The organism is Alteromonas sp. Cnat3-28 (genome assembly GCF_022348265.1).
GTDB classification, from domain to species: domain Bacteria; phylum Pseudomonadota; class Gammaproteobacteria; order Enterobacterales; family Alteromonadaceae; genus Alteromonas; species Alteromonas macleodii.
Window position 1 is genome coordinate 210,933 of the sequence record NZ_JAKREY010000005.1, and the last position, 22,964, is coordinate 233,896.

The 22,964-nt window shown below is 43.8% G+C and carries 20 protein-coding genes; 9 read left to right on the plus strand and 11 right to left on the minus strand.

Translation table 11 applies throughout. The features are described 5' to 3' along the window. Positions 1-10 precede the first annotated feature (10 nt). The 3 genes from MHM87_RS07560 to MHM87_RS07570 are packed head-to-tail and all read right to left on the minus strand — an operon-like array spanning position 11 to position 2,303. Complete coding sequence (locus tag MHM87_RS07560; protein WP_239258382.1) at positions 11-604, minus strand: urea carboxylase-associated family protein; 594 nt, start codon at positions 602-604, stop codon at positions 11-13. A gap of 27 nt (positions 605-631) precedes the next feature. After that, entirely contained in the window at positions 632-1,297 is a 666-nt protein-coding gene (gene gntA, locus MHM87_RS07565; RefSeq protein WP_239258384.1) for a guanitoxin biosynthesis heme-dependent pre-guanitoxin N-hydroxylase GntA, read from the minus strand. Between the two features lie 22 nt (positions 1,298-1,319). Continuing rightward, positions 1,320-2,303: a galactosyltransferase-related protein gene (locus MHM87_RS07570; protein WP_239258386.1), complete on the minus strand. Its 984-nt coding sequence runs from the start codon at positions 2,301-2,303 to the stop codon at positions 1,320-1,322. Between the two features lie 556 nt (positions 2,304-2,859). Here MHM87_RS07570 and MHM87_RS07575 point away from each other — a divergent pair. Further along, positions 2,860-3,408, plus strand: a complete 549-nt coding sequence (locus tag MHM87_RS07575; protein ID WP_014949862.1) for a hypothetical protein — start codon at positions 2,860-2,862, stop codon at positions 3,406-3,408. Positions 3,409-3,425: 17 nt separating this feature from the next. Here the strand turns inward: MHM87_RS07575 and MHM87_RS07580 are convergent, their stop codons facing one another. Further along, complete coding sequence (locus MHM87_RS07580) at positions 3,426-4,409, minus strand: endonuclease/exonuclease/phosphatase family protein (RefSeq protein WP_239258388.1); 984 nt, start codon at positions 4,407-4,409, stop codon at positions 3,426-3,428. A gap of 666 nt (positions 4,410-5,075) precedes the next feature. Between MHM87_RS07580 and MHM87_RS07585 the strand changes: the two genes are divergently transcribed. Then, a complete protein-coding gene (locus MHM87_RS07585) occupies positions 5,076-5,684 on the plus strand; it encodes a BON domain-containing protein (RefSeq protein WP_239258390.1) in 609 nt (202 codons plus the stop codon). Positions 5,685-5,794: 110 nt separating this feature from the next. On the opposite strand, the gene MHM87_RS07590 is transcribed toward MHM87_RS07585, so the two are convergent. Together MHM87_RS07590 and MHM87_RS07595 are read right to left on the minus strand one after the other, a co-directional pair. Continuing rightward, complete coding sequence (locus MHM87_RS07590) at positions 5,795-6,610, minus strand: TIGR03915 family putative DNA repair protein (RefSeq protein ID WP_239258392.1); 816 nt, start codon at positions 6,608-6,610, stop codon at positions 5,795-5,797. A 16-nt stretch (positions 6,611-6,626) separates the two neighbouring features. Next, positions 6,627-7,868, minus strand: a complete 1,242-nt coding sequence (locus MHM87_RS07595) for a putative DNA modification/repair radical SAM protein (protein ID WP_014976821.1) — start codon at positions 7,866-7,868, stop codon at positions 6,627-6,629. Positions 7,869-8,334: 466 nt separating this feature from the next. Between MHM87_RS07595 and MHM87_RS07600 the strand changes: the two genes are divergently transcribed. Beyond that, a complete protein-coding gene (locus tag MHM87_RS07600) occupies positions 8,335-8,712 on the plus strand; it encodes a hypothetical protein (protein ID WP_014949857.1) in 378 nt (125 codons plus the stop codon). Between the two features lie 77 nt (positions 8,713-8,789). Here the strand turns inward: MHM87_RS07600 and MHM87_RS07605 are convergent, their stop codons facing one another. The 3 genes from MHM87_RS07605 to MHM87_RS07615 all read right to left on the minus strand — a co-directional run bounded on the left by MHM87_RS07605 (position 8,790) and on the right by MHM87_RS07615 (position 12,420). Continuing rightward, complete coding sequence (locus MHM87_RS07605; protein ID WP_239258394.1) at positions 8,790-9,698, minus strand: 5'-methylthioadenosine/S-adenosylhomocysteine nucleosidase; 909 nt, start codon at positions 9,696-9,698, stop codon at positions 8,790-8,792. Positions 9,699-9,893: 195 nt separating this feature from the next. Continuing rightward, on the minus strand, positions 9,894-11,330 hold the full coding sequence (pyk, locus tag MHM87_RS07610) for a pyruvate kinase (RefSeq protein ID WP_239258396.1): 1,437 nt from the start codon (positions 11,328-11,330) through the stop codon (positions 9,894-9,896). Between the two features lie 238 nt (positions 11,331-11,568). Then, entirely contained in the window at positions 11,569-12,420 is an 852-nt protein-coding gene (locus tag MHM87_RS07615) for a MurR/RpiR family transcriptional regulator (RefSeq protein WP_014949854.1), read from the minus strand. Between the two features lie 284 nt (positions 12,421-12,704). On the opposite strand from MHM87_RS07615, the gene zwf reads away from it, so the two are divergent. The 5 genes from zwf to MHM87_RS07640 are packed head-to-tail and all read left to right on the plus strand — an operon-like array spanning position 12,705 to position 18,329. Beyond that, the gene (gene zwf, locus MHM87_RS07620; RefSeq protein ID WP_239258398.1) at positions 12,705-14,198 is read left to right on the plus strand and encodes a glucose-6-phosphate dehydrogenase; all 1,494 of its coding nucleotides are present in this window, start codon (positions 12,705-12,707) and stop codon (positions 14,196-14,198) included. Position 14,199: 1 nt separating this feature from the next. Next, entirely contained in the window at positions 14,200-14,892 is a 693-nt protein-coding gene (gene pgl, locus MHM87_RS07625; protein WP_239258400.1) for a 6-phosphogluconolactonase, read from the plus strand. A gap of 9 nt (positions 14,893-14,901) precedes the next feature. Beyond that, positions 14,902-16,728, plus strand: coding sequence for a phosphogluconate dehydratase (gene edd, locus MHM87_RS07630; RefSeq protein WP_239258402.1), 1,827 nt, complete (start codon positions 14,902-14,904; stop codon positions 16,726-16,728). Further along, a complete protein-coding gene (locus MHM87_RS07635; protein WP_014949850.1) occupies positions 16,728-17,681 on the plus strand; it encodes a glucokinase in 954 nt (317 codons plus the stop codon). The genes edd and MHM87_RS07635 overlap by 1 nt, the downstream gene beginning before the upstream one ends. A gap of 3 nt (positions 17,682-17,684) precedes the next feature. Next, entirely contained in the window at positions 17,685-18,329 is a 645-nt protein-coding gene (locus MHM87_RS07640; RefSeq protein ID WP_014949849.1) for a bifunctional 4-hydroxy-2-oxoglutarate aldolase/2-dehydro-3-deoxy-phosphogluconate aldolase, read from the plus strand. Positions 18,330-18,451: 122 nt separating this feature from the next. Here MHM87_RS07640 and MHM87_RS07645 read toward each other — a convergent pair whose 3' ends face one another. Beyond that, positions 18,452-19,303: a D-hexose-6-phosphate mutarotase gene (locus MHM87_RS07645; protein ID WP_239258404.1), complete on the minus strand. Its 852-nt coding sequence runs from the start codon at positions 19,301-19,303 to the stop codon at positions 18,452-18,454. A 188-nt stretch (positions 19,304-19,491) separates the two neighbouring features. Then, the gene (gene gap / locus MHM87_RS07650; RefSeq protein WP_239258406.1) at positions 19,492-20,487 is read right to left on the minus strand and encodes a type I glyceraldehyde-3-phosphate dehydrogenase; all 996 of its coding nucleotides are present in this window, start codon (positions 20,485-20,487) and stop codon (positions 19,492-19,494) included. Between the two features lie 235 nt (positions 20,488-20,722). Here gap and malQ point away from each other — a divergent pair, with 235 nt between their 5' ends. After that, positions 20,723-22,921 (plus strand): 4-alpha-glucanotransferase, encoded by a 2,199-nt coding sequence (malQ, locus tag MHM87_RS07655; protein ID WP_239258409.1) that lies wholly within the window; start codon positions 20,723-20,725, stop codon positions 22,919-22,921. The last annotated feature ends 43 nt before the right edge of the window (positions 22,922-22,964 follow it).

Below are 22,964 nucleotides of genomic sequence, written 5' to 3' on the forward strand. Positions count from 1 at the left end.
ACGCTCGCGGCTAGATGTTAGCCGCGGGTAAAATTTCAAACTGAATCGGTTTATAACGGAAGTTATTTGACTCGCCCGCTGAACACGCGGTTAACCCTACGATTAGATCCATCTTTGCTTCAAATATTGTGTAATCACCGGCATTAGACTTAGGAGGAAGAACAGATATTTTACCCTTGGCGTCTACCTCCACACTCATAAAGGTATTGAATGTGGTACAAACGTGATGCTCTGGGATGTCAAACTCTGAAAAAGCCGCGACTAAATTGCCGTGGCACCCAGGTACAGGCTCTTCATTGGGATAAAAATGCTTAAACGTGTCAACACTGCAAGGAGTCAAAAGAAAGTCATGGTCTTCTACAGTGTCTTCAATAATTTCGAACATCACGTTACTTTGATTAGAGTATAGCAAGCTGCCTTTTTTGAATTGGATGCTTTCATTGTAATCTAAACTTCGTCCTGAAGAGATAAACTCATTTTTATCGTGTTCATTGAACGCATAGAGGTCGGCCACTTGTTCACCTTCTGGGTCAATAACCTTAAGTCTTTCCCCTTTTTTCATAGTAAATGCAGTGCCGCTTCTTGGCTGTATAGTTTGTAACATTATGTGACTTGTCCCTTTTATTTAGGTTTAGTGCTTAATCCGCTTGAACGGGCATTCCCAGTTTTCGGAATGTTTTACACCACTATATTGATATACCTCTGAGCTATCACCATGGTTTGCGAGTAGCTCATTTTTACTTCCGCAGTACGCGGTATCTCGTTTACGAATGTGGTCTCTGAATGCTTCAAAACGCTTCTGCTTTCTCAACATGTCAAATTGCTCGTGTAAATTAAACACGATGGCAGGGTAGGGAAATCGACGGCTTTTTCTTGATGCATTTGGATGCAGTCCAACTACAAAGAAACCCTTTCCGCCTAAACTCAAGCTAAACTGAGCGTTATGAGGGTCACTTGATACTTTACTATCCCAAGGTTTTAAACAGGCGTCAATCTCGTGTAAACGCTGCAATTTTTCCCATAAAACCCGATCAAATTCAGTTTCGCTTATCGTATCTGGAAGCTCAAAAGTTGCGGCCAAAGAGGAGTACATGTCCCGTTCAAGATCAAACGACTCTACAAATTGGTGAATTGACGCCAACATATCTGTCTCATTGAGAGGACAGCGAATATCGTCGTATTGATTCACATGAATTTGGCTTTTATTGAGGGCTGTTTTGGCTCCGACGCAGGGGAAATCGGCTTCCCCTACAAACGCCAAAAAGCGCTCGGTTAGATTCGGTTTCATTAAAGACATTCCATATCTCCCTGAAAGCGTTTTATGCGGTCGTGCTTAAAAGGTCAGAGCCTTTCTCCGGCGAATGAAAAGACGTAAATTCAACATTGTTTTGGGGGTTGGTTACCGTTAATTGCTCAACCGGCGCGTCCGCCTTGTCTTCCTCTACCTGCTGGGGGAGGTGCTTGATCTTAATGCCGTTTTGCTTGAAGTCAGCATTAATAAAACCTTGGTCTGCATACGCGTTCAATACATTGACACATGGGTAAAATCCCCATTTCGAGTGAAAACGCTGTGCATTATGAACAAAGTCTAAAAGGTGATTTATCGGGCATTGATAATTAGGGCGGTGTGGTGCAAATGTTCGCGTGGGCAATTGCTCCAACGAAAACCCTAATGCCCTACAGTTAGTGAAGAAATCTTCGTCGTTTAGTCCGAAACCCGCGTAGCCTTCATCGAAGCCGCCGGTTTTCTGAAAGTCTGCCTTACGAATAAAAAACACTGTAGAACAAATACTATCGTCACTAAACTTTCCATGATTAATTTCCTGATCTCTTGAAGGTATTTCGTTATTGTCGTCTTCGGGTAACGTGTCGTCATTACTTGCTAAATAACCGATTTCTTTTTCATCTTTTGAAATTTGTCGGTAGGGCTTACAACAGCGCTCGTTGGGTAAAAACACCACTGATGTGAACACTACGGTGTTGTCACGAAGCGCAAGCAAGCCATCTCTAAAAAGCGATGGGGCAATAACTGCGTCTACGTTTAGGTAAACTAAATTCGCGTGCTTGGCCGCTGACATACCCTTGTTGCGCGCTTTCGCTATCGGAAGAGCATCTTGAGTCACAAACTTGTGAACAATGTCGAATTTGTCACTGCGTACGAGTGACAAATCAGAAGGAGGTGCCATCCAAACAATGACTAGCTCATCTGGCGTTGGAGAGCATTGCTCTAACTGAGTAATCAAATTGGCCAGTTTCTCAGTTCTGCTCTTAACAATAGTTACTGCACTTATTGGTGAACGCATACTCTTCCTCCCTTTCTAATTTGTTGAACCTGTAATAACGACGACATGAAACGTTGAACGTTATACTTTCGTAGAAGCAAAGAGTGTTCCTGTTTTGTAAATCATTGATTTTTTTGATAAAAAGTGTAATTTCAAGTTCTGTTTTTGAGTATTTTCAGCAATGGTTGAGCGCCAAGGCAAGCAAGAGGTGCAAAGTGAGAGAAAAATTTACAAACGAATGTATGGAGGCCAACAGCAGTTTTTTATGTTAATTTTTGGTGGTTTGTTCTAATTTGCAGATTAACATGACGCTTCTTTTCATAAGTCTTGTTTTACTGTGCATCTAGCGCGTAATTGCTTTGCCGTTCCCACATATTTTGATATGCTTGGTTAGTAGGTTAAACATTACAATTCAATAGTTTAAATATTCCTACAAATATTGCTTAACACGTTTTCTTTCGAGTAGAACTAATCTCATATTATTGGTTTTTACTCACTCAGAGTGTAGGTAAATCTTCAGCCTTACTTGTAACGTATTAATTTCTGAATTTCGTATTTTTTCTGGTGGACAAAGGCTGTGGAATCACAATCGTCTGTATTTATTCGACACTATGACAAACAATCATTAAAGGTGGTTGATGTTATATCTGGTATCTCACCAAATGCTATGCGCAGAGTATTTGGCGGCTGGATATTTTTCGCAGCTGTTGTCGGCGTTATTGTAAGCGTAGCACCAGATTTGAGCGCTCAATTTATCGGTTTAACACTTTTCGTTCTTGTTGCTTTTACACTCGTAATGTTTGGACAGAGCAGAATAACGGAAGGCTGGCCAGCTATAATTTGTGACAACAACTACATCGGCGTGGTGAGAGACCCTGTTAAGAGAGAGTATATTTGTGTGAACTCTGCTCTGGTCAAAGAAGCTAACCCCACATTAATAAAACCCAACAAAAAAGCGGTTGAGATTGTGTTAGATAGCGAACAACTATCGGCAGAAGATCAAGAGGTGCTAAACCAAGCGGTTTGGCCTCGGGATAACAAGCTAATAGGGCTAGCCCATTTTAAAAAGCGTGAAGAGGCGTGTGATAGCCTCATGTGGTGTGTCAAACACCGTAGCTCTCATTAGATTTACAGTCTTGAGTATTACTCCTTGTCCGTGATTAGCGCTAGTTCGGTATAAAGCGGGTAGTGGTCTGAGCCTATGCTTTCAAGTTTCTCTATATTGACCAATGCAAAATGTTCCGAGTGAAATACGTGGTCTAACGGCCATTTCACTAAAGGATATTTCGCGTGAAATGTATTGAAAAAACCGCGCCCCTCTCGTGGGTCTAAAAGTCCGCTTATTTTCTTGAACTTTCTGGTAGTAGGTGACCAAGCTACATCGTTAAGATCGCCAGCGACGACAATAGGGCCCTCTGTTTCAGCTATTTCTTCCCCCACAACAGTAAGTTCTACGTCTCTGGGCTTTGCATACGTGTTTTCTGTTGGGCTTGGTGGTTTTGGATGAAGAAAATATAGCGTGACATCTTGTCCGTGGTGATTGATTTTCACTTTCATAGACGGCACATCTTCTTCTATTAAAAATCGCAATGAGACCTCTTCAAAGGGAAGCTTACTATAAAGGTGCATACCGTAGAGGTTTTCGAGTGGGCAAAATTTACGATACGGGTATTCAGATTCAATTTCACTGATGCCTTTCTGCCACTTCTCATTAGATTCCAACGTTACGAGAAAATCAGGTTGCTTATTACGTACATGTTCAATGAGCTTGCGAAAATCGTCATTAGGCATATACACATTGCTTGATAAAACACTTAGCTTTTGGCTCGCACTCTCAACCTCGACGTGCCTAACTTCTCTTTTATACAGAGGGGTATAAGGAATGATCCAGATAACCTGATAAATAAGGCTAACTGTTAATCCAGCGACAATAATTACTGCTAGGCTATCTATCTGTGCGTAATAGGTTGATTCAAAAATATGCCCAGCAATTAACAAAGAAATGATAGCTGTTATTTGTAGTCGCGGAAATTCCCACACTCTTACTAACCAATGAGAAGAAGGAAGCAAAGGGGCCCAGCTTACGGCTATAAATAAGACTGAAACAGCAGTAAGTGCAGTATCCATGTCTAGTTGGTCCTTGAGTTTAATTAACGAAAAACACTCCACCTGTTGCTTCTGTCTGCAAAACTAAATTGATGACTATAGCTAGGGCCTGTTGACCTTTGGTGTACGAATTTTGGTCTAAATGGAAGCCTTTTAATCGCGAAACAGTCCTGCAAGCCTAGCGGGCTAAGTTAAAGGACTGTGACAAAGAGTAAAAGGCTTCCATTTAGACCCCTTCGGGCAGCGCCTTTGTGCCATCTATACTGCGTTGAATGTTCTCGATTTAGAACCACTAAACCGTCAAACATTCGCCTTGTCTAGATGGCACACAGACCGCTGCAAAAATGTACAACAAAGGTCAACAGGCCCCAGTGAAGCGACACAAATCGTTATAACTACGGCAGCTTTGTGAAATAAGTTTAACCTAAGTATCACTGCAACTTAGCGGCGGCCAACGACAAAAAGTTATCCCCTAGTACAATTGATAGGTGCTTTTCTTAAGTGAAGTTGACGAGTTTTGGGCATTAACAAAATTAAGTAAAAAGTTCTCAAACAAAGGCAAAGTTTGCAGAACAAAACTTACTTAACTAGCCCTGGATATTAATATTTGTCATATAAAACAATGCCTTATTTTGTTGGCAAGGAATTGGCATGACTATCTACGAGTTTCGACAAAGGAGAAATGTTATGAAACGTTCACTTATTTCTATGATTGTTGCTACAACTTTGACTACAGCTGCATATGCAGGTGACATGGACACAGATAACACAAGTAATAAATGGGAGAAAGGTGCCAAAGACGCATGGATTGATGGCAAAGCAGAAGCAACGCTGTTGTTCAATGGTAACCTTGATTCATTCGACATTAACACTGACGTTAAAAACGGTAATGTCGTTCTTACTGGTAAGGTTGAGAACTCTGTTGATAAAAAGCTAGCGGAAGAGCTAGTAGCGAATATTGACGGTGTAACGTCTGTAGACAACAAGCTAACGGTTGTCTCTGACAAAGATATGGAAGGCGACATGTCAGATGACATGGAAGATACTGTTGACGAAGGCACAAGCGAGTTAACTGACGCCAAAATCGCCACAGTAATCAAAACCCGTCTTCTTATGGATACCGATATTTCAGGTTTCGACATCGATGTTGACGTAGAAAACGGTGTAGTAACACTGACTGGCGACGTTGATTCTGATGCTGAGCGTGATCTAGCTGTGGAAATTGCCAAGAATGCATCTGACGTAAAAGATGTTGAAAGCAACCTTCGTGTAGTTACTGAAACTGCGATGAACTAATATCATTGTTGCTTTACACAAAAAAGGGGCCTCGGCCCCTTTTTTCTGGTCACGATTTACAGAGCTTTCCAAATCGCAAAAAACAAGGGAAGCACAGCTGCTAATATTTGTCAGGAGAACTCATTCACCATTCTCCACTTTTTCCCATTTAGTATCATCTTACGTGCTCTAGCATCCGATTGGCGTATCATATCGTTAATAAGCGACGTCTCAGGCATATTCTTCCAGTATTTTTTGGGCATTGAACTTAACATTGCCTTTGTTTTTACGCGGGCAGGATTAAATATATTTGCATAATACGTGAGCCAGTATTTTTCAATTCTGTCATCATTTGGAATAATACTTGGGTCAGGATTATCTTCCAAAACAAGTGTTTTAGTATTCCAATGCGCAGCTCGATAAGGGGTAAGTATTGACCAACACATATTTTTAAAACGCGTCTGAAAAAAATCGAGCTTCAATTCCAAGCTGAAGTGTTCTGGTTCATACCACGCAATAAAATGCTCTTGTCCGTCAAGTACAACTTCTCGAAATCTCAAAAAAGCACTTATCTTATATGCATCGCGTTTTACTGCTTTAGCCAGCACGTTGAGACGCAACACATCTTCGTCAGTTTTTAAGTGAATAAGGTTTCTGTTTTCGAAAACTACTCGCCATAAAACGCGGTAACATAAAGCGAAACGATCGGGGGCTTGGTGGCATAACGCATACTTCAACAGCGTTAAAACTGATCTGGGAATTCTGTAATTCGTTTGGCTTTCACCAATAGCGTTGGCCGAATCGGTCACGGCAAACAAGTCGTCTTGGTTAGATTGCGAAGTTTGCCATGTAACGTTCTCCGGAGGTATGTGTTGGGCTAGACATTCTCTCGATGCTTTTCGCCATTCGTCGTATCCGGGCAATGATGAAATGGTTACTTTTTTCATTGTGGTACCAATTAGATTAGGCGCTGAACAATTCAAACTGTTTTGGTTGTTTAAATTGCTGTTCAAAGTTACTGCTATCGAGCAAATGTATAGCGGGGGAATAATCACTAACAGTAATGAACGGTTTTAATTTTTGTAAGGGTAAACGCATTTTTGTGAGATCGAACCAGCTAAGCTTTGTGTAACGTCGAATAGCCAAAATTTTTTGTACTGTGCGTGCTCCCAGTCCAGGAACTCGCAATAAAAGTAGCTTGTCAGCTTTGTTTAAATCGATGGGAAATATGTGGCGATTGCGTAGCGCCCACGCAAGCTTGGGGTCGTGCTCCATATCTAGCATGTCGTTGTGTACGATTTCATCTAAACCAAATCCATAAAAGCGCAGGAGCCAATCGGCCTGATAAAGTCGGTGTTCACGGATAAGTGGCGCCGGTTTAAGAGGCAAGACTTCAGACGCATCTGGGATGGGCGAAAATGCAGAATAGTAAACGCGCCGCAATTTTTGTTGACCATACAGTTTGACACTCGTGCCAAGGATAACTTTATCATTTGAGTCATCGGCTCCTATGATCATCTGAGTGGACTGTCCGCCAGGAGCAAAGCGAGGTGGGCGTTTACCCGAGTAGGTTTTATCTACTTTGTGTTCATTTATTTTGTCTTTCAATGTATTCATTGAACCGTGAATTTCACCAAGGTCTTTTTCCGGGGCGTATTTGTTCAACGAATTTTGTGTCGGCATTTCGATGTTTATACTTAGCCTATCGGCATATAAGCCAGCTTCAGCCTGTAGTTCAGGAGATGCATTCGGAATGGTCTTAAGATGAATGTATCCTTTAAATCCGTGATCAATGCGAAGAGACTTCGCGATGCGTACCATGCTCTCCATAGTCAGGTCAGGAGAGCCGACAATACCGGAACTTAAAAATAATCCCTCAATGTAGTTACGCTTATAAAAATTAAGCGTTAAATCAACCGTTTCTTTAACGGTAAAACGCGCTCGTTGAACGTTGCTAGACACCCTATTGATGCAGTAATGGCAATCGTATATGCAATAGTTGGTCATTAGGATCTTAAGTAATGATACGCATCGACCATCAGGGGTAAAGCTGTGACATATCCCTGACCCTCCTGTGAGCGAACCTATTCCTGTTTTGTCAGTTTTACCTGCTTTTCGTTTACCGGCGGAGCCACTTGCGCAAGAAGCGTCATACTTAGCGGCATCTGAAAGAATTTCGAGTTTTTGAATGAGTTTGTCATGCATCGCAAATGGTCACTTTCTCTAGGCAAATGTACGTGGTAGACGGTCTGGAAAAAAAAACAAGATTCCATACCAGTACTTTGCTTGTTATGGTATATCTTAATACTGTATAAGTGTACAGTATTGAGGGGAGTGAGTTTATTAAATTTGAAAGGAAAATTTTATCTTGCTGTGTGTAGAAAGTACCTTATACAACTTTAGTATAAGTTTTGGGTTGGTCTAAATTACTGAAAAATAAAGATTAACTATATGGTGCGGAAGGTGCATATGGTTAAGTAGATATGAGTGAATTACTTGATGTATTGAACAGACGAAAGTTTGTATTGTCAGGCAGAAAACATCTGCTGCAACGTGAAAGCTAGAAACTTAGAAAGTCGAATGACTCAATACATTGGTGATAAATAGTTTTAATTAAGTGGATTGTAGCGAGCTTATCGATACAAGTGCAAAATCGTTCAAGGAGTGGGGCATGAACTTTTTAAAGTGGGTTTATTCAGGCTTAGTGGTATCAGCAATCATTGTTATAGTCGGTGTAATTGGGCAAGGAAAGCTATCCGTAAGCCAAGCATCAGCTGATGACGAACAGCGCCCCGTTCACATGGATATTCAAAAAGTACAGCGCAACTTCTCATTGGTAGAATTTGATTTGTCGAAAAAGGCACATCTATTGAGAAAAACGCGTCTAGAGCACTACATTGCACAGGCTAAGCAAGCCGATTTAAGAGGTTGGAAATTTAAGCGTGATGAGTTTGTTGAGCGCGCCGAAAATATTCTAAATCACCATCTTACTCAATACGCGAATGATGTTAGTCAAGATGCGGAAACTTATACCGCTCAAGCAATCTAATACAAAGGCTATACATGAAAACGCGCCCTACATTCTTACAATGTAGGGCGCGTTTTTCGTTTGAGTGTTTTCCAAATTTATTCCGACAGCGCAGAAATATAAGCTCTTACCACTTTTTCAACAAAGGCCTGACAATCTTTGGCCGTGGTTGGGTCATATTCACCATGGTTGGTAATGTTGTTCGACAATACGCGAATACCTAAAAAGGGAACGTGGTAGGCATGTGCAATCTGCGCTGCAGAAGCGGTTTCCATTTCTTCCACACTCGTTCCCATATTCTTATGGAGCCATGCTATTCGATCTAACTCGTTATTCCAAAAGTTACCGCTGCCAATCGTTCCTTTAACGACGTTGCCGCGTTTGTACTGCTTGGATAGCGATAGAGCTAGGTTGATGAGCTGTTTGTCTCCTAAATAATAACGCAACTTTTCTGCGTCCTTAGCGCTACTTCCTTCTCCCGCGCTGCCTTCTGACGCCATAAGGTCCATCGGTAGCCAATTAAACGGATGAGAACCTTCTCCTTGAGCCAGCTTAGGCGTTTTAAAATTGGATGCATTAATACTGCGTTCGCCAAGAACAATATCACCAACTTTTAAGGAAGGATCGTGGCCACCTGATGTTCCCTGATTGATGATAAGGCGAGGGTGGTATCTCTCTATGCCAATAGCGGTGGCGGCCGCTGTATTTTCTAAACCCTTACCGGTTTTAGCTACCACAATGGGATACCCGTCTAGTGTCCCTTTATAGAATACCGCATTACCTGAATACTCTGTTGTAGTGTTATCCAAAAGCGCAGCAAAGTATTCGGCTTCAATGGGCATGGGGCCTTGAATCATTATTGGCTGTAATGGAGCGTTCTGTGAAGCTACTTCTACACGCTTCATGGTGTGTACGTGCTGTGTATTTGCCCATACGCTATGAGTGAAAAGTGCCAAGAGCGTTATAATTGCTGAAAAACGTGTGTAGCGATTGAAAACGAGCTGCATGTCTATCCTTATTTTTGTCGTTGTTGTCCCGAGGAGTGTTAACGAATTCTCGTTGTTTTGTTGGATATGTTTTTTGTAATTTTGATACTGACTTAGATGAGTGTTCTTATTATAAGCGTCAGCTTACCACTGCTTTAGTAAATTACAGGCAAAAAAAAGCGAAGCATTTGCTTCGCTTTAATAGTGTATTCGTTGCTATTCGACTTCTACGATTTTAAGGGTATTGGTCGCGCCCACTTTTTCCATTTCATCGCCGTAAGTCAGGATGATACTGTCGCCGCTTTTCACTAATCCTTTCTCTTTAAGTGATGCAATGACATCGTACTTCAATTTGCCAGGTTCACTGTTTGAAGAGTCAAAGAAAACCGGCTTAACTCCGCGGCAAAGCGCCATTGTGTTAAGCGTTGATTCGTGACGAGACATCGCAATAATTGGCAGAGATGTAGTAATGCGAGACATTAACGTTGGTGTAGTTCCACTTTCAGTTAAACCTACAATCGCTTTAACACTTGGCAAGTGGTTCGCAGCGTAAACCGCTGACAGAGCAATTGACTCGCTAGTAGAAGAAAACTGCTGATCCATGCGGTGCTTGGAAATTTTAACGCTTGGATGTGTTTCCGCGCCTTCACAAACACGAGACATAGCTGCTACTGTTTCAATAGGGAAATTACCCGCCGCTGTTTCAGCTGAAAGCATTACCGCGTCAGTGCCGTCTAGTACAGCGTTTGCAACGTCCATTACTTCTGCACGTGTAGGCATAGGGCTGTCAATCATCGACTCCATCATTTGCGTCGCGGTGATCACAACCTTGTTGAGCTGGCGAGAACGGGCAATCAGTTTCTTTTGAACACCAACAAGTTCCGCATCGCCAATTTCTACACCCAAGTCACCACGAGCAACCATTACCGCATCTGAAGCGCTGATGATATCCGTCATGGCTTCGTCAGACGCCACCGTTTCAGCACGCTCGACCTTTGCACAAATTTTTGCGTAGCAGCCAGCTGCTTCGGCAAGTTCTCGCGCGTAGTTCAAGTCTGCGCCGCTGCGAGGAAATGACACTGCAAGATAATCAACACCAATTTTCGCGGCGGTTTTAATGTCTTCTTTGTCTTTTTCGGTAAGTGCATCTGCAGAAAGACCTCCGCCTTGACGGTTAATGCCTTTATTGTTTGAAAGCTTGCCGCCTACTGTTACTTCAGTAATCACTTTGCGGCCTTCAACGCCAGTTACTCGAAGCTGAATACGACCGTCATCAAGAAGCAGAATATCGCCTGCTGATACATCATCAGGAAGCGCTTTGTAATCAATACCTACTTGATTAATATCACCTTCGTCGCGGCCTAATTCAGCGTCTAGAATGAATTTTGCGCCAACCTCTAAACGAACTGCACCTTCGGCAAAACGAGCAACACGGATTTTAGGGCCCTGAAGATCACCTAAAATCGCTACGTATTTACCTAGGTTCTTTGCTGCCTGACGAACGCGCTTTGCACGTTCAATGTGGTCTTCGGCTTGTCCGTGTGAAAAGTTCATGCGCACAGTGTTTGCGCCTGCGGCAATAAGTGCCTGAATCTTTTCAAGTGAGTCGGTTGCAGGTCCTAGGGTGGCAAGAATTTTCGTTCTTCTGGTCATGTGATTCCGTCGCTGTTTCTAAGTTAGAAAAGACAAAGAGTGATAGGCTACGCGTTTATACGGTATGCCTGTAATCGCTTTACGTAATTTTATTACAGAATAATAGTTGAATTTGACAAAAATGTGAATGAAATAAACAAAAACGCCTAACTGGCTCGACCAGTTAGGCGTTTTCGCTGATTTATTGAACCAATATTGCTACGGTAGGTGGTTCTTATTTGATCACGTGGGAAGAAAATTACTCACCACGCTTTTCATAACGTGAACCACGCAGCGTATCCTTTACTCGCTTCAGATTCTCTCTGAACTTGTTGCCGCGGCGCAGTGTAAAGCCGGTTGCAAGTACATCAATTAGCGTGAGCTGCGCGATGCGAGAGGCCATAGGCATATACATATCAGTATCTTCTGGCACTTCCAGCGATAACACGTAACTGCATTCTTGTGCCAGCGGGCTATCTGCTGAGGTAATGCCTACTACAGTAGCGTCGTTCATGCGGGCAATTTGCGCTATTTCTACTAAGCTTTTAGTTCGGCCCGTATGGCTAATCAATACAACAACATCGCCATCTGAACAGTTCATGCAGCTCATGCGCTGCATCAGAATATCTTCAAAGTAGACCACTGGAACATTGAAGCGGAAAAACTTATTTAGTGCATCGTGTGCCACTGAAGCTGAAGCGCCTAACCCGAAAAATGAAATTTTCTGTGCCTGTGTAAGTAAATCAACAACGCGATTTACCACGTTCACATCCACAGATTGGCGCGCCACTTCCAGGGACGCCATGGTAGATTCGAATATCTTATTGGTATATTCGTCTGGGCTGTCGTTTTCATCAACATGGCGGTTTACATAAGGCGTGCCGTTAGCCAGGCTCTGCGCTAAATGCAGTTTAAAGTCTGGGAAGCCTTTAGTATCAAGTCTTCGGCAGAAACGGTTTACGGTAGGCTCACTAACATCCGACATCTTAGCGAGGGTTGCTATACTCGAATGAATGGCCGTTTGTGGGTTAGCTAGAATTACTTCAGCTACCTTTTTCTCAGATTTACTGAATGCCGCTTGGTTTTGTGTGATTTTTTCTAAAATGTTCATACAGATATAGCAATTAGTTAGCACAATTTATTGTAAGGTACACCCGTAATAGTACCCAATGTGACGTCTGTGACAAGAAAAATGTAATTTTTTGACAATTTTTGTTATTTCAATCGGGTTAAATGAGGGTAAACTGAGGGAAACAGTAAAGATTCAGATCTTATAGTTGGTACAAGTTGTAATTTTACTACATTTGGTGTTAACTATACGGTAAAAATAGTCGTTAGTGTTGTAAATAACTGTACAATACGCCGCGGACACATACATTTAAAAGGTCGACGAATATGGTATTGGATAATTCCTACGAACCCTGTGATTTTGTACTTTTCGGTACACTGGGAGATCTTTCACGACGCAAGTTGTTGCCTTCTTTATATCAGCTTGAAAAAGCAAACTTGATGCACCCAGACACCACTATTGTGGGTGTTGCGCGTCAAGAAATGGAGCTGGATGCCTATATTGAAGAAGTTCATGCCAACCTAATCAAGTTTGGCGAGAAGAACTTGTGTGAAGCCACTTGGGAAAAAATGAAAGCGCGTTTGCACTATGCATGCGTAGACATGAAGGACGTTGAAAGCTATTGCGTATTAGACGACCACGTTGACTCAAGCCGCACCATGGTTTGTTATTTAGCGACACCACCGGCGATATACGGTGATATCTGTCGTGGCCTGCATAGCTGCAAAATTATCGACTCAAGCGTTCGCGTTGTGCTAGAAAAGCCAATTGGTCACGATTTGGCATCGTCTAAAGTGATCAATGAGCAAGTTGCAGAATACTTCGACGAAAAGCAAATTTACCGCATTGACCATTACCTTGGTAAAGAGACAGTACTAAATCTAGTATCACTGCGTTTTGCCAATTCTATTTTTGCTACTAACTGGGACCACAACTGCATTGACCATGTTCAAATCTCAGTTGCAGAGTCAGTGGGTATTGAAGGGCGTTGGGGTTACTTTGACGACGCGGGTCAAATGCGAGATATGGTGCAAAACCACTTGCTACAAATTCTAAGCTTGGTAGCGATGGAGCCTCCGACAACGCTCGACGCTGACAGCATTCGTGACGAAAAATTGAAAGTGCTTAAAGCGCTTCGTCCGATTAACTCGTTTAATATTAATGACAGCACTGTACGCGGTCAGTATACCTCTGGTTTCGTGAAGGGCGAAGAAGTGCCTGGGTACCTTGAAGAAGAAGGTGCTAATACGCAAAGTAAAACCGAAACCTTTGTTGCTATTAAAGCGGAAATTGACAACTGGCGTTGGGCTGGTGTGCCGTTCTACCTACGCACAGGTAAGCGCATGCCAACTAAGGTGAGTGAAGTTGTTATTTACTTCAAGCGTCAGCCACACAACTTGTTCGGTGACAGCTTCAAGAATCTCCCACCCAATAAGCTCGTTATTCGTCTACAGCCAGACGAAGGTGTAGAAATCACCGTAATGAATAAAGTGCCTGGCTTAACCAGCTCAGGCTCTATGGATCTACAAAAATCCAAGTTAAACCTAAGTTTCTCTGAAGCGTTTGCCGATGAGCGTATTCCTGACGCATACGAAAAACTCCTTCTTGAAGTGATGTTGGGTAATCAGGCGCTATTCGTTCGTCGTGACGAAATTGAGCAAGCTTGGACGTGGGTAGACTCAATTCTTGAAGCGTGGAAGCAATCGAGCGAGCCGCCAGAACCGTATCAAGCAGGTACGTGGGGGCCGGTAGACTCTATAGGTCTTCTTGCTCGCGAAAATCGCAGCTGGTACGAGAGCAAAACAGGGAAGAAAAAGTAATATGGCGTTAACAACTCTATCATTTGAAACACCTGATGCGCTGACTGATGCATTTGCACAAGACTTAGTCAGCATTTTAAAAACAGGTATTAAAACTCGCGGTCGAGCTTCGCTTGTCGTTAGTGGTGGTCGTACACCGCTGGCGCTTTTTAAACAACTAAGTGAAACCGAACTTGAGTGGGATAAGGTTGATATCACCCTTGCCGACGAGCGCTGGGTTGAAGAGGGCCACGAGGCCAGCAACACCAGCCTAGTCAAAAATAATCTAATTCAAAATAAAGCCGCGGCAGCTCGTTTTATCGAATTGAAAAGCGATGCTGATGATGCAAACGAAGGCATAAATGCCGCAGAGTCAAATCTGGCTAGCATGTCACAACCTTTTGATGCATTGATTCTTGGCATGGGGGAAGATGGTCACACTGCATCGCTTTTCCCTTGCTCTGAGCAAGTACTTGACGGCTTAGATATGAGCAGCGGCAGAACCTGCATCGCTGTTCAACCTACAACAGCACCTCATCAACGTATTTCATTAACGCTACCAGCGTTACTCAATAGCCGTAATATCTTTTTGCATTTAACAGGCGAGAAGAAAAAACAAGTCTTACTTGACGCTATTGAAAATGCCACCGAAGCGCAAAAGCCCATCACCGCCGTAGTTAACCGCGCGCCGGTTACTTTGATGTGGGCGCCATAGGAGACAAACATGAATCCAAAAATTGCTGAAGTTACGCAACGAATTATCGAGCGTAGTAAAGAAACGCGTAAGGCGTATCTAGAAAAAATTGAGAGTGCACGACGTCAAGGACCACACCGTGGTGTGTTGTCATGCGGTAACCTTGCTCACGGCTTTGCAGCATGTGGAACAAGCGAAAAATCAGATCTTCGTTCAATGACCAAAGCCAACGTGGCAATTGTGTCTGCGTACAACGATATGCTTTCAGCGCACCAGCCTTACGAGACGTATCCTGCGCTCATTAAGGATGCAGTGAAAGAAGTAGGCAGCGTAGCCCAGTTCGCAGGTGGCGTACCTGCTATGTGTGATGGTGTTACACAAGGCCAGTCTGGCATGGACTTAAGCCTAATGAGCCGTGATAACATTGCTCAGGGGGCTGCCATTGCGCTTTCTCACAACATGTTCGATAGCGCACTGATGCTAGGTATCTGCGACAAAATCGTTCCTGGGCTACTAATGGGCGCACTAACGTTCGGTCATTTGCCAACCGTTTTTGTGCCAGCCGGTCCAATGCCATCGGGTCTTCCAAACAAAGAAAAAGCCCGTGTTCGTCAAGAATTTGCCGAAGGTAAAGTAGGGCGTGACGCGTTGCTTGAAGCTGAATCTCAATCTTACCACTCTGCGGGTACCTGTACGTTCTATGGAACGGCAAACTCGAATCAGCTAGTGGTTGAAATGATGGGCTTGCACCTTCCGGGTTCGTCGTTTGTTAATCCGGGAACACCTTTGCGCGACGCGCTAACAAAAGCGGCTGCGGTTCAAGCAACACGCTTAACTGACCTTGGCGACAACTATACGCCAATTGGTCACATTGTAGATGCAAAAGCCATTGTGAACGGCCTTGTAGGTCTTCTTGCTACGGGTGGTTCTACTAACCACACCATGCACCTTATTGCGGTAGCACGCGCTGCAGGTTACATCGTAAATTGGGACGACTTTTCAGATATCTCTAATGCTGTGCCTCTTCTTACTCGCATTTACCCGAATGGCTCAGCTGACATTAACCACTTTGTTGCAGCAGGTGGTATGTCATTGCTAATTAGACAGTTGCTTGATGCGGGTCTACTACATAACGATGTTAAGACCATTTGTGGTGAAGGCTTAGACTTCTACACTAAAGAGCCTGTGCTTAAAGACGGCGAATTAGAATGGCGAGACGGCCCAACGGAATCCCTTGATAAAGAAGTGCTAGCAACTGTTGACGCACCGTTTAAGCCAGATGGTGGTTTGAGTGTGCTTGACGGCAATCTTGGTCGTGGCGTTATTAAAACCTCAGCACTTCGCACGCCTCACTGTAATATCAAAGCACCAGCAGTTGTGTTTGAAGACCAGTTTGAACTCGATGACGCGTTTAAGTCTGGCAAGTTAGACAAAAACTGCATTGTAGTTGTTCGCTTCCAAGGTCCTTCAGCGATTGGTATGCCAGAACTTCACCGCTTAACGCCACCTCTTGGGGTGCTTCAAGATCGCGGCTTTAAAGTGGCGCTAGTTACTGACGGTCGTATGTCTGGTGCATCAGGTAAAGTTCCTGCAGCTATCCACGTGACTCCAGAAGCTTATAAAGGCGGTCTACTTGCTAAAGTGCAAGAGGGCGACATTATTGAGCTAAACACGCAAACTGGTGCACTAACACTGCATGTGGACGATGAAACACTGGCTGCACGTGAAGCAGCGCCAGCGAACCTCGCTAAGCATCACGTTGGAATGGGACGTGAAATGTTTGCGGGTATGCGCGCTATTCTGACGGGTGCAGAAGAGGGTGCATGTTCACTGTTTTACACGCAGGAGCAAGCATAATGAGCCAGAAGTTTGTGGCTGATGTTGGCGGTACGAATATTCGTGTTGCAAGGGTAACCGAGTCAGGTGTAGCCGACATCAAAAAATACATGTGTAATGATTTCGCCAGCATCGACCTCGCTATCGCGCAGTACTTTAGCGACATGCCGGAATACAGCTTTTCGCAAGGTTGTATTGCAATTGCATGTCCAGTATTGGGCGATCAAGTCGAGATGACGAATCACAGCTGGGCATTTTCTCAAAATGCACTTCGCTCTCAGCTTAAACTAGACGCGTTGTTCGTTATCAATGACTTCACTGCCGTAGCGCACTCTTTGCCTGTATTGGGCGAAGAGCAAGTGGTACAAATTGGCGAAGGCACTGCGAAAGAAAATGGCAATATCGCTGTTTTTGGACCTGGTACAGGATTGGGTGTTGAGCATATTACAATGACCTCAACGGGCTGGCAGACGCTGGACGGTGAAGGTGGTCATGTAGACTTTGCACCGGTAGATGAAACCGATGTTGTCGTATGGCGTCACCTTCAATCTACCTTAGGACGTGCTTCTGCTGAAGAAGTAATGTCTGGACGCGGTCTGCATAATATTTACACCGCGCTAGCAAACCACGCATCAGCACCAGTTGTATTTACCGAGCCGGCTCAAATCACTGACGCTGCGCTGAACGGTACCTGTAAAATTGCTGAAGCGACGCTTACCCAATTCTGCCGAATTATGGGAAGCTTTGCGGGTAATTTAGCACTTAACATGGCAACCACGGGCGGCATTTTCATTGGTGGTGGCATTGCTAACCGTTTCCCTGAATTTATTCAAAATAGCGATTTTAGAGCGCGTTTTGAAGCGAAAGGGCAAATGAAGCACTACGTGAAAGACATTCCCACCTATTTAATTGCAGAACCTGATCATGGTTTATTGGGTGCGGCTGCATATCTGAATCAAAATACAGCGAGCTAAATTATGACAACGAAATGGAAATACTCTCCAGAGGAAATTTTTGCGGCCGGTCCAGTTGTACCTGTTTTGGTAATCAATGACGTAGAAAAAGCGGTTCCTCTGGCAAAAGCGCTGATGGAAGGTGGTATTAAAGTACTAGAAGTAACGCTACGTACCCCTGCTGCTATTGACGTGATTAAGCGAATTGCACAAGAAGTGCCTGACTCGCTAATTGGTGCTGGAACCGTGACTAACGCCCAGCAGCTTAAAGCGGTAGTTGAAGCTGGCGCTAAGTTCGCAATTAGCCCAGGTATGACGGCTGATTTGCTAAAAGCGGGTATGGATTCAGAAATTCCACTTATCCCTGGTATCTCTTCAACTTCTGATTTGATGAAGGGTAAAGATGCGGGTTATACCCACATGAAATTCTTCCCAGCAGAGGCTTCAGGTGGCGTTAAAGCCATTAAGTCAATCAGTGGTCCTTTCCCTGATGTGACGTTTTGCCCAACGGGTGGCATTGGTCCAAACAACTACAATGACTATTTAGCGCTTAACAACGTTAAATGTGTAGGTGGTTCGTGGCTTGCCCCTGACGACGCAATTGAATCAGGTGACTGGGCGCGTATTACGCAGCTAGCAAAAGAAGCTGTTGCGGGTGCTAAACAGTAATTTGCTGAACCTTTAAATGAAAAAACCTGCTCATTGGCAGGTTTTTTTATATCTCTTGATCGTGAACTGCGACTGTCTACCTTCCGAAGTGTCAGCGAAATTGCGCTTGCACTTCAAATAATTTACTTCGGAACAATAGATTGTTTCAGTGTGTGGCTAGCACCGGGTGACAGTGTCTTTCCCTGAGTTAGCGATGTTTCTACGCACAACATATGCTTATAGCCAAATGGGTCCATGTCTGAAATAGACGCGGCGCCTAACCACGGGTTCCACACTACCAAAGAGTCATTGCCGTCGGATACCACTTCCGTGAACGCTTTGCCTTCGACTTCAATTTCTGCCGTTTTAATCGGCGCAACATGAATGCGATCCGTTTCGCCTGTGATGGTGTAAGGACTCGGTGTCGTCTTAAGTCCCCAGTCGTCAAGTTTGTCTTTATATTGACCTTCAATTCCAGTTATTTGGGTATGTTGAATGTGGTCAACGTGGAAATATGTATGTAGCGCACAGTTAAATTCGAATGGTACAACACCCGTATTTTCTGTAGTTAACGCAACGTCCATCGTCTCACCAACGGTAATTACCATGGTCACGTTACAATCATTCTCAAACCCTTCTGCTCGGGTAAAGCTTGGCGAAAGCGTAATCGTTGTTCCGCTTTCTGTATCTTCTGAATGAATCAGCTTCCACACTTGTGTTCTCAAAAAGCCGTGAGCGGGGAGGGCACCTTTTTCTCGACCGTGATCATCGCTAAACCAAGGCCAGCACACCGGAATACCACCGCGAATAGGTCGCTCTCCGTTCAAGTAAGCATGGGGGCTTACCCAAAGACGCTCTCTGCCATCGCTTTTAGGCACATATGACAAGATATGACCGCCAAATAGGCTAATACGCGCAGAGGCAAACGCATTATCTACGTCTAAAAAGGTAAGTCCATTAGACTCACTAACGGTAACTGAACTCACAGGTGGCATAAGCCCTCCTTGGACTAATAAGAAAACAACAAAGGGTAAGCGACGGGAAAGCGTATGTCGCTGGAATATCGTTATTACGCGTGTTTACGACCACGAAAAACAAAAAAGGTGCAAACGCCCTGTTTACACCTTTAGATTAACTCAACTTTAGCGTGAATAGTTTAACTATTTTAGCTTAATACCGTTAATTACTTAGAAATGTGAGCCACAAGGTCAAGAACCTTGTTTGAGTAACCCCATTCATTGTCGTACCAAGATACTAGCTTAACGAATGTATCTGTAAGTGCGATACCAGCAGTTGCATCAAATACTGACGTGCGAGCGTCGCCTACAAAGTCGTTAGACACAACAGCGTCTTCTGTATAACCCATGATACCTTTAAGTTCGCCTTCTGACGCTTCTTTCATTGCTGCACAGATTTCTGCGTAGCTAGCAGGCTTCGCTAGGTTTACAGTAAGGTCTACTACCGAAACGTTTGGCGTAGGTACACGGAAAGCCATACCGGTAAGTTTGCCGTTAAGCTCAGGAATAACTTTACCTACTGCTTTTGCTGCACCGGTTGATGATGGAATGATGTTCTGACCAGCACCACGACCACCACGCCAGTCTTTCATTGAAGGACCGTCTACCGTTTTCTGTGTTGCAGTTGTTGCGTGAACCGTTGTCATCAAACCGTCTACAATGCCAAATTTATCGTTAAGCACTTTGGCAAGTGGAGCAAGACAGTTAGTTGTACAAGACGCGTTTGAAACAATAGTTTCGCCAGCGTAGCTTTCTTGGTTAACACCCATAACGAACATAGGCGTGTCATCTTTAGAAGGTGCAGACATAACAACTTTCTTCGCGCCAGCTTCGATATGCTTCGCGGCAGTTTCTTTAGTCAGGAACAAACCTGTTGATTCAACAACTACGTCAACGTCTACTTCATCCCACTTAAGTGCCGCTGGATCTCTTTCAGATGTAATGCGGATAGTTTTGCCGTTTACAACTAGGCTATTGTTATCTACTGTAACTTCACCGTCGAATAAACCGTGAGTCGAGTCGTATTTCAATAGATAAGCAATGTAGTCCGTGTCTAGTAAGTCGTTTATTGCAACAACTTCGATGTCGTTGCGCTTTGCTGCTGCGCGCATTACTAGGCGTCCAATACGGCCAAAACCATTGATACCGATGCGAATTGTCATAACGTACCCCGATTATTTAAATAAAATGAAAATAAATTACGTAAAGTATGGATCAAAATGCCATAATTAGCAAAATAAAAAGCCAAAGTGTTGCAAAATTACGAATAAGTGCTATTGCAATCGTATTCAGATATCGCCAAGCCCTTGTTTCTAGAATAATGTTAAAAATTTGTTTGTAGACGCACTATGCTTAATTTGCTTTGCGTCTTTTACCGAATAACAGGAATGACACACCATGACACAACAACTTCTGCAACAACTGGTTGAAATGCGGGGAATAGAAACCCAATACGTCGACGCATGGGGAAAGCCAGCAACCATCGCAGAATCAAGTAAAGCAAAATTGCTTAACACACTTGGCTATGACACCAGCAGTGACGAAAAAATTCAGTCACAAATTACACAAGATATTAAGTCGGTATGGTTGTCGCCATTAAATCCTGTTCAAGTGGTGCGTAACACTCAAGAAATTAACGTAGCGGTTCGTTTGCCTATTGAATTGGTGAACGATGACCACGTGCTTACCATCACTTGTGAAAATGGTGATGTTCTTACTCATCAATTTACGCCAGTTGACCAAGAAATGACAACCATGGCGCATATTGATGATGTGGAGTTCCATGAATATGTTGTGACGCTGCCTTTGGATTTGCCCCTTGGGTATCACGATGTTGCCTTAAGTGCAGATAACGATGAGTTTGCGCGTTCTCGTTTAATTGTGGCACCTGAAGCCTGCTACACGCCAAACGAGATTAAAGAAGGGAAAAAGATTTGGGGTTTAAGCGTTCAACTTTACTGTGTACGCAGTGAAAAGAACTGGGGAATTGGTGACTTTTCTGATTTGGCTCTGCTTATTGAAAAAGCCGCTGGTGTGGGCGCAGACTTTATCGGGCTTAATCCTATTCACGCGCTTTACCCTGCAAACCCCAATGCGTGCTCGCCTTATGGACCAAGCTCACGTCGCTGGCTTAATTATTTGTATATCGATGTGACAGCCATTGACGGTTACGACGACGCATCAGTACAAGCCGTAGTTAATACTGATGAATTTAAAGCCACGCTTGAACATGCACGTAACGTAGAACATGTAGACTATGAAGCGGTAGCCCATGTGAAATTGGCTGCGCTTAAAGCAGTATTTGAGGTTTACGATACCAAATACCTTCGTAAAAGCACAAAGCAAAATAAAGCGTTTAAAGCCTTCGTAGAAGCGGGCGGTGAAAGCTTAGATATGTTAGCGGTGTACGATGCATTGCAATCGCACTTGAAAGCTGAAGGCAAAGACAGCTGGGGCTGGCCGGTATTTCCACAAGAATACAAAGATTATTACAACCCTGCTGTAGCTAAGTTTAAGAGCGCTAACAAGCAAGATGTCAAATTCTACCTTTTCCTTCAGTGGATTGCGGCGCAGCAGCTTGAACTTGCAAGTAGTAAAGCTACAGATGCGGGTATGACTATTGGGCTTTATCGCGACTTGGCGGTAGGGGTGAGCGAAGGCAGTGCGGAAATTTGGGGTAACAAAGACCTATACTGCACGGGCGCAAGCGTAGGTGCTCCACCGGATATCTTAGGCCCACTAGGCCAGAACTGGGGGTTGCCGCCTATGGACCCTCGTAAGTTGTATGAACAGGGTTATCAACCTATTATAGACTTGTTTGCGTCTAACATGGCGTCGTCGGGTTCACTGCGCATCGATCACGTCATGGCGTTGCTGCGTTTATGGTGGGTTGTGAAAGGCGATAACGCTAAAGATGGCGGCTATGTTTATTATCCTGTAGACGATTTACTCGGTATTCTAGCGCTAGAAAGTCACCGTAATCAAAGCCTGGTTATTGGTGAAGACTTGGGTACTGTACCAGAAGAAATTCGCAGTAAGCTTGCCGATAATGGCGTGTACTCATACCGCGTATTTTTCTTCGAACAAGCCGAAGACGGTGGTTTCTTCTCACCTAGCCATTATCCTGTTCAGTCTATGTCAACATTGACTACTCACGATATGCCGACGCTGATTGGTTACTGGCACTGTCTAGATTTAGAGTTAGGCAAAGAGATAGGGCTATATCCAACAGAAGAAATTCTACAAACGCTTTATTCGGATCGTCACGAAAACAAACAGGCGATTTTAGATACTTTGCACGGCCACGGCTCAATTGGCGACAACGTGGGTCACGATGTGAACTACACAGGTATGAACCGCGAACTGAATAACGGTATGCAGGTACACATGGCTGGTGGTTCAAGTGCTCTGTTAAGCCTTCAGTTAGAAGACTGGTTAGAAATGGATAAGCCGGTAAATATTCCGGGCACATTTGACGAGTATCCAAACTGGCGAAGAAAACTCACCGAGAATATCGAGTCGATGTTCGATAGACATGATATAAATGAGTTAGCGTCTAAACTTACTCATGCCAGAAAGCAAGCAAGCCAAGGTTAATTGCCATTATCAAAGAAATGATAATAGGCGGTTGCCTAGGTAA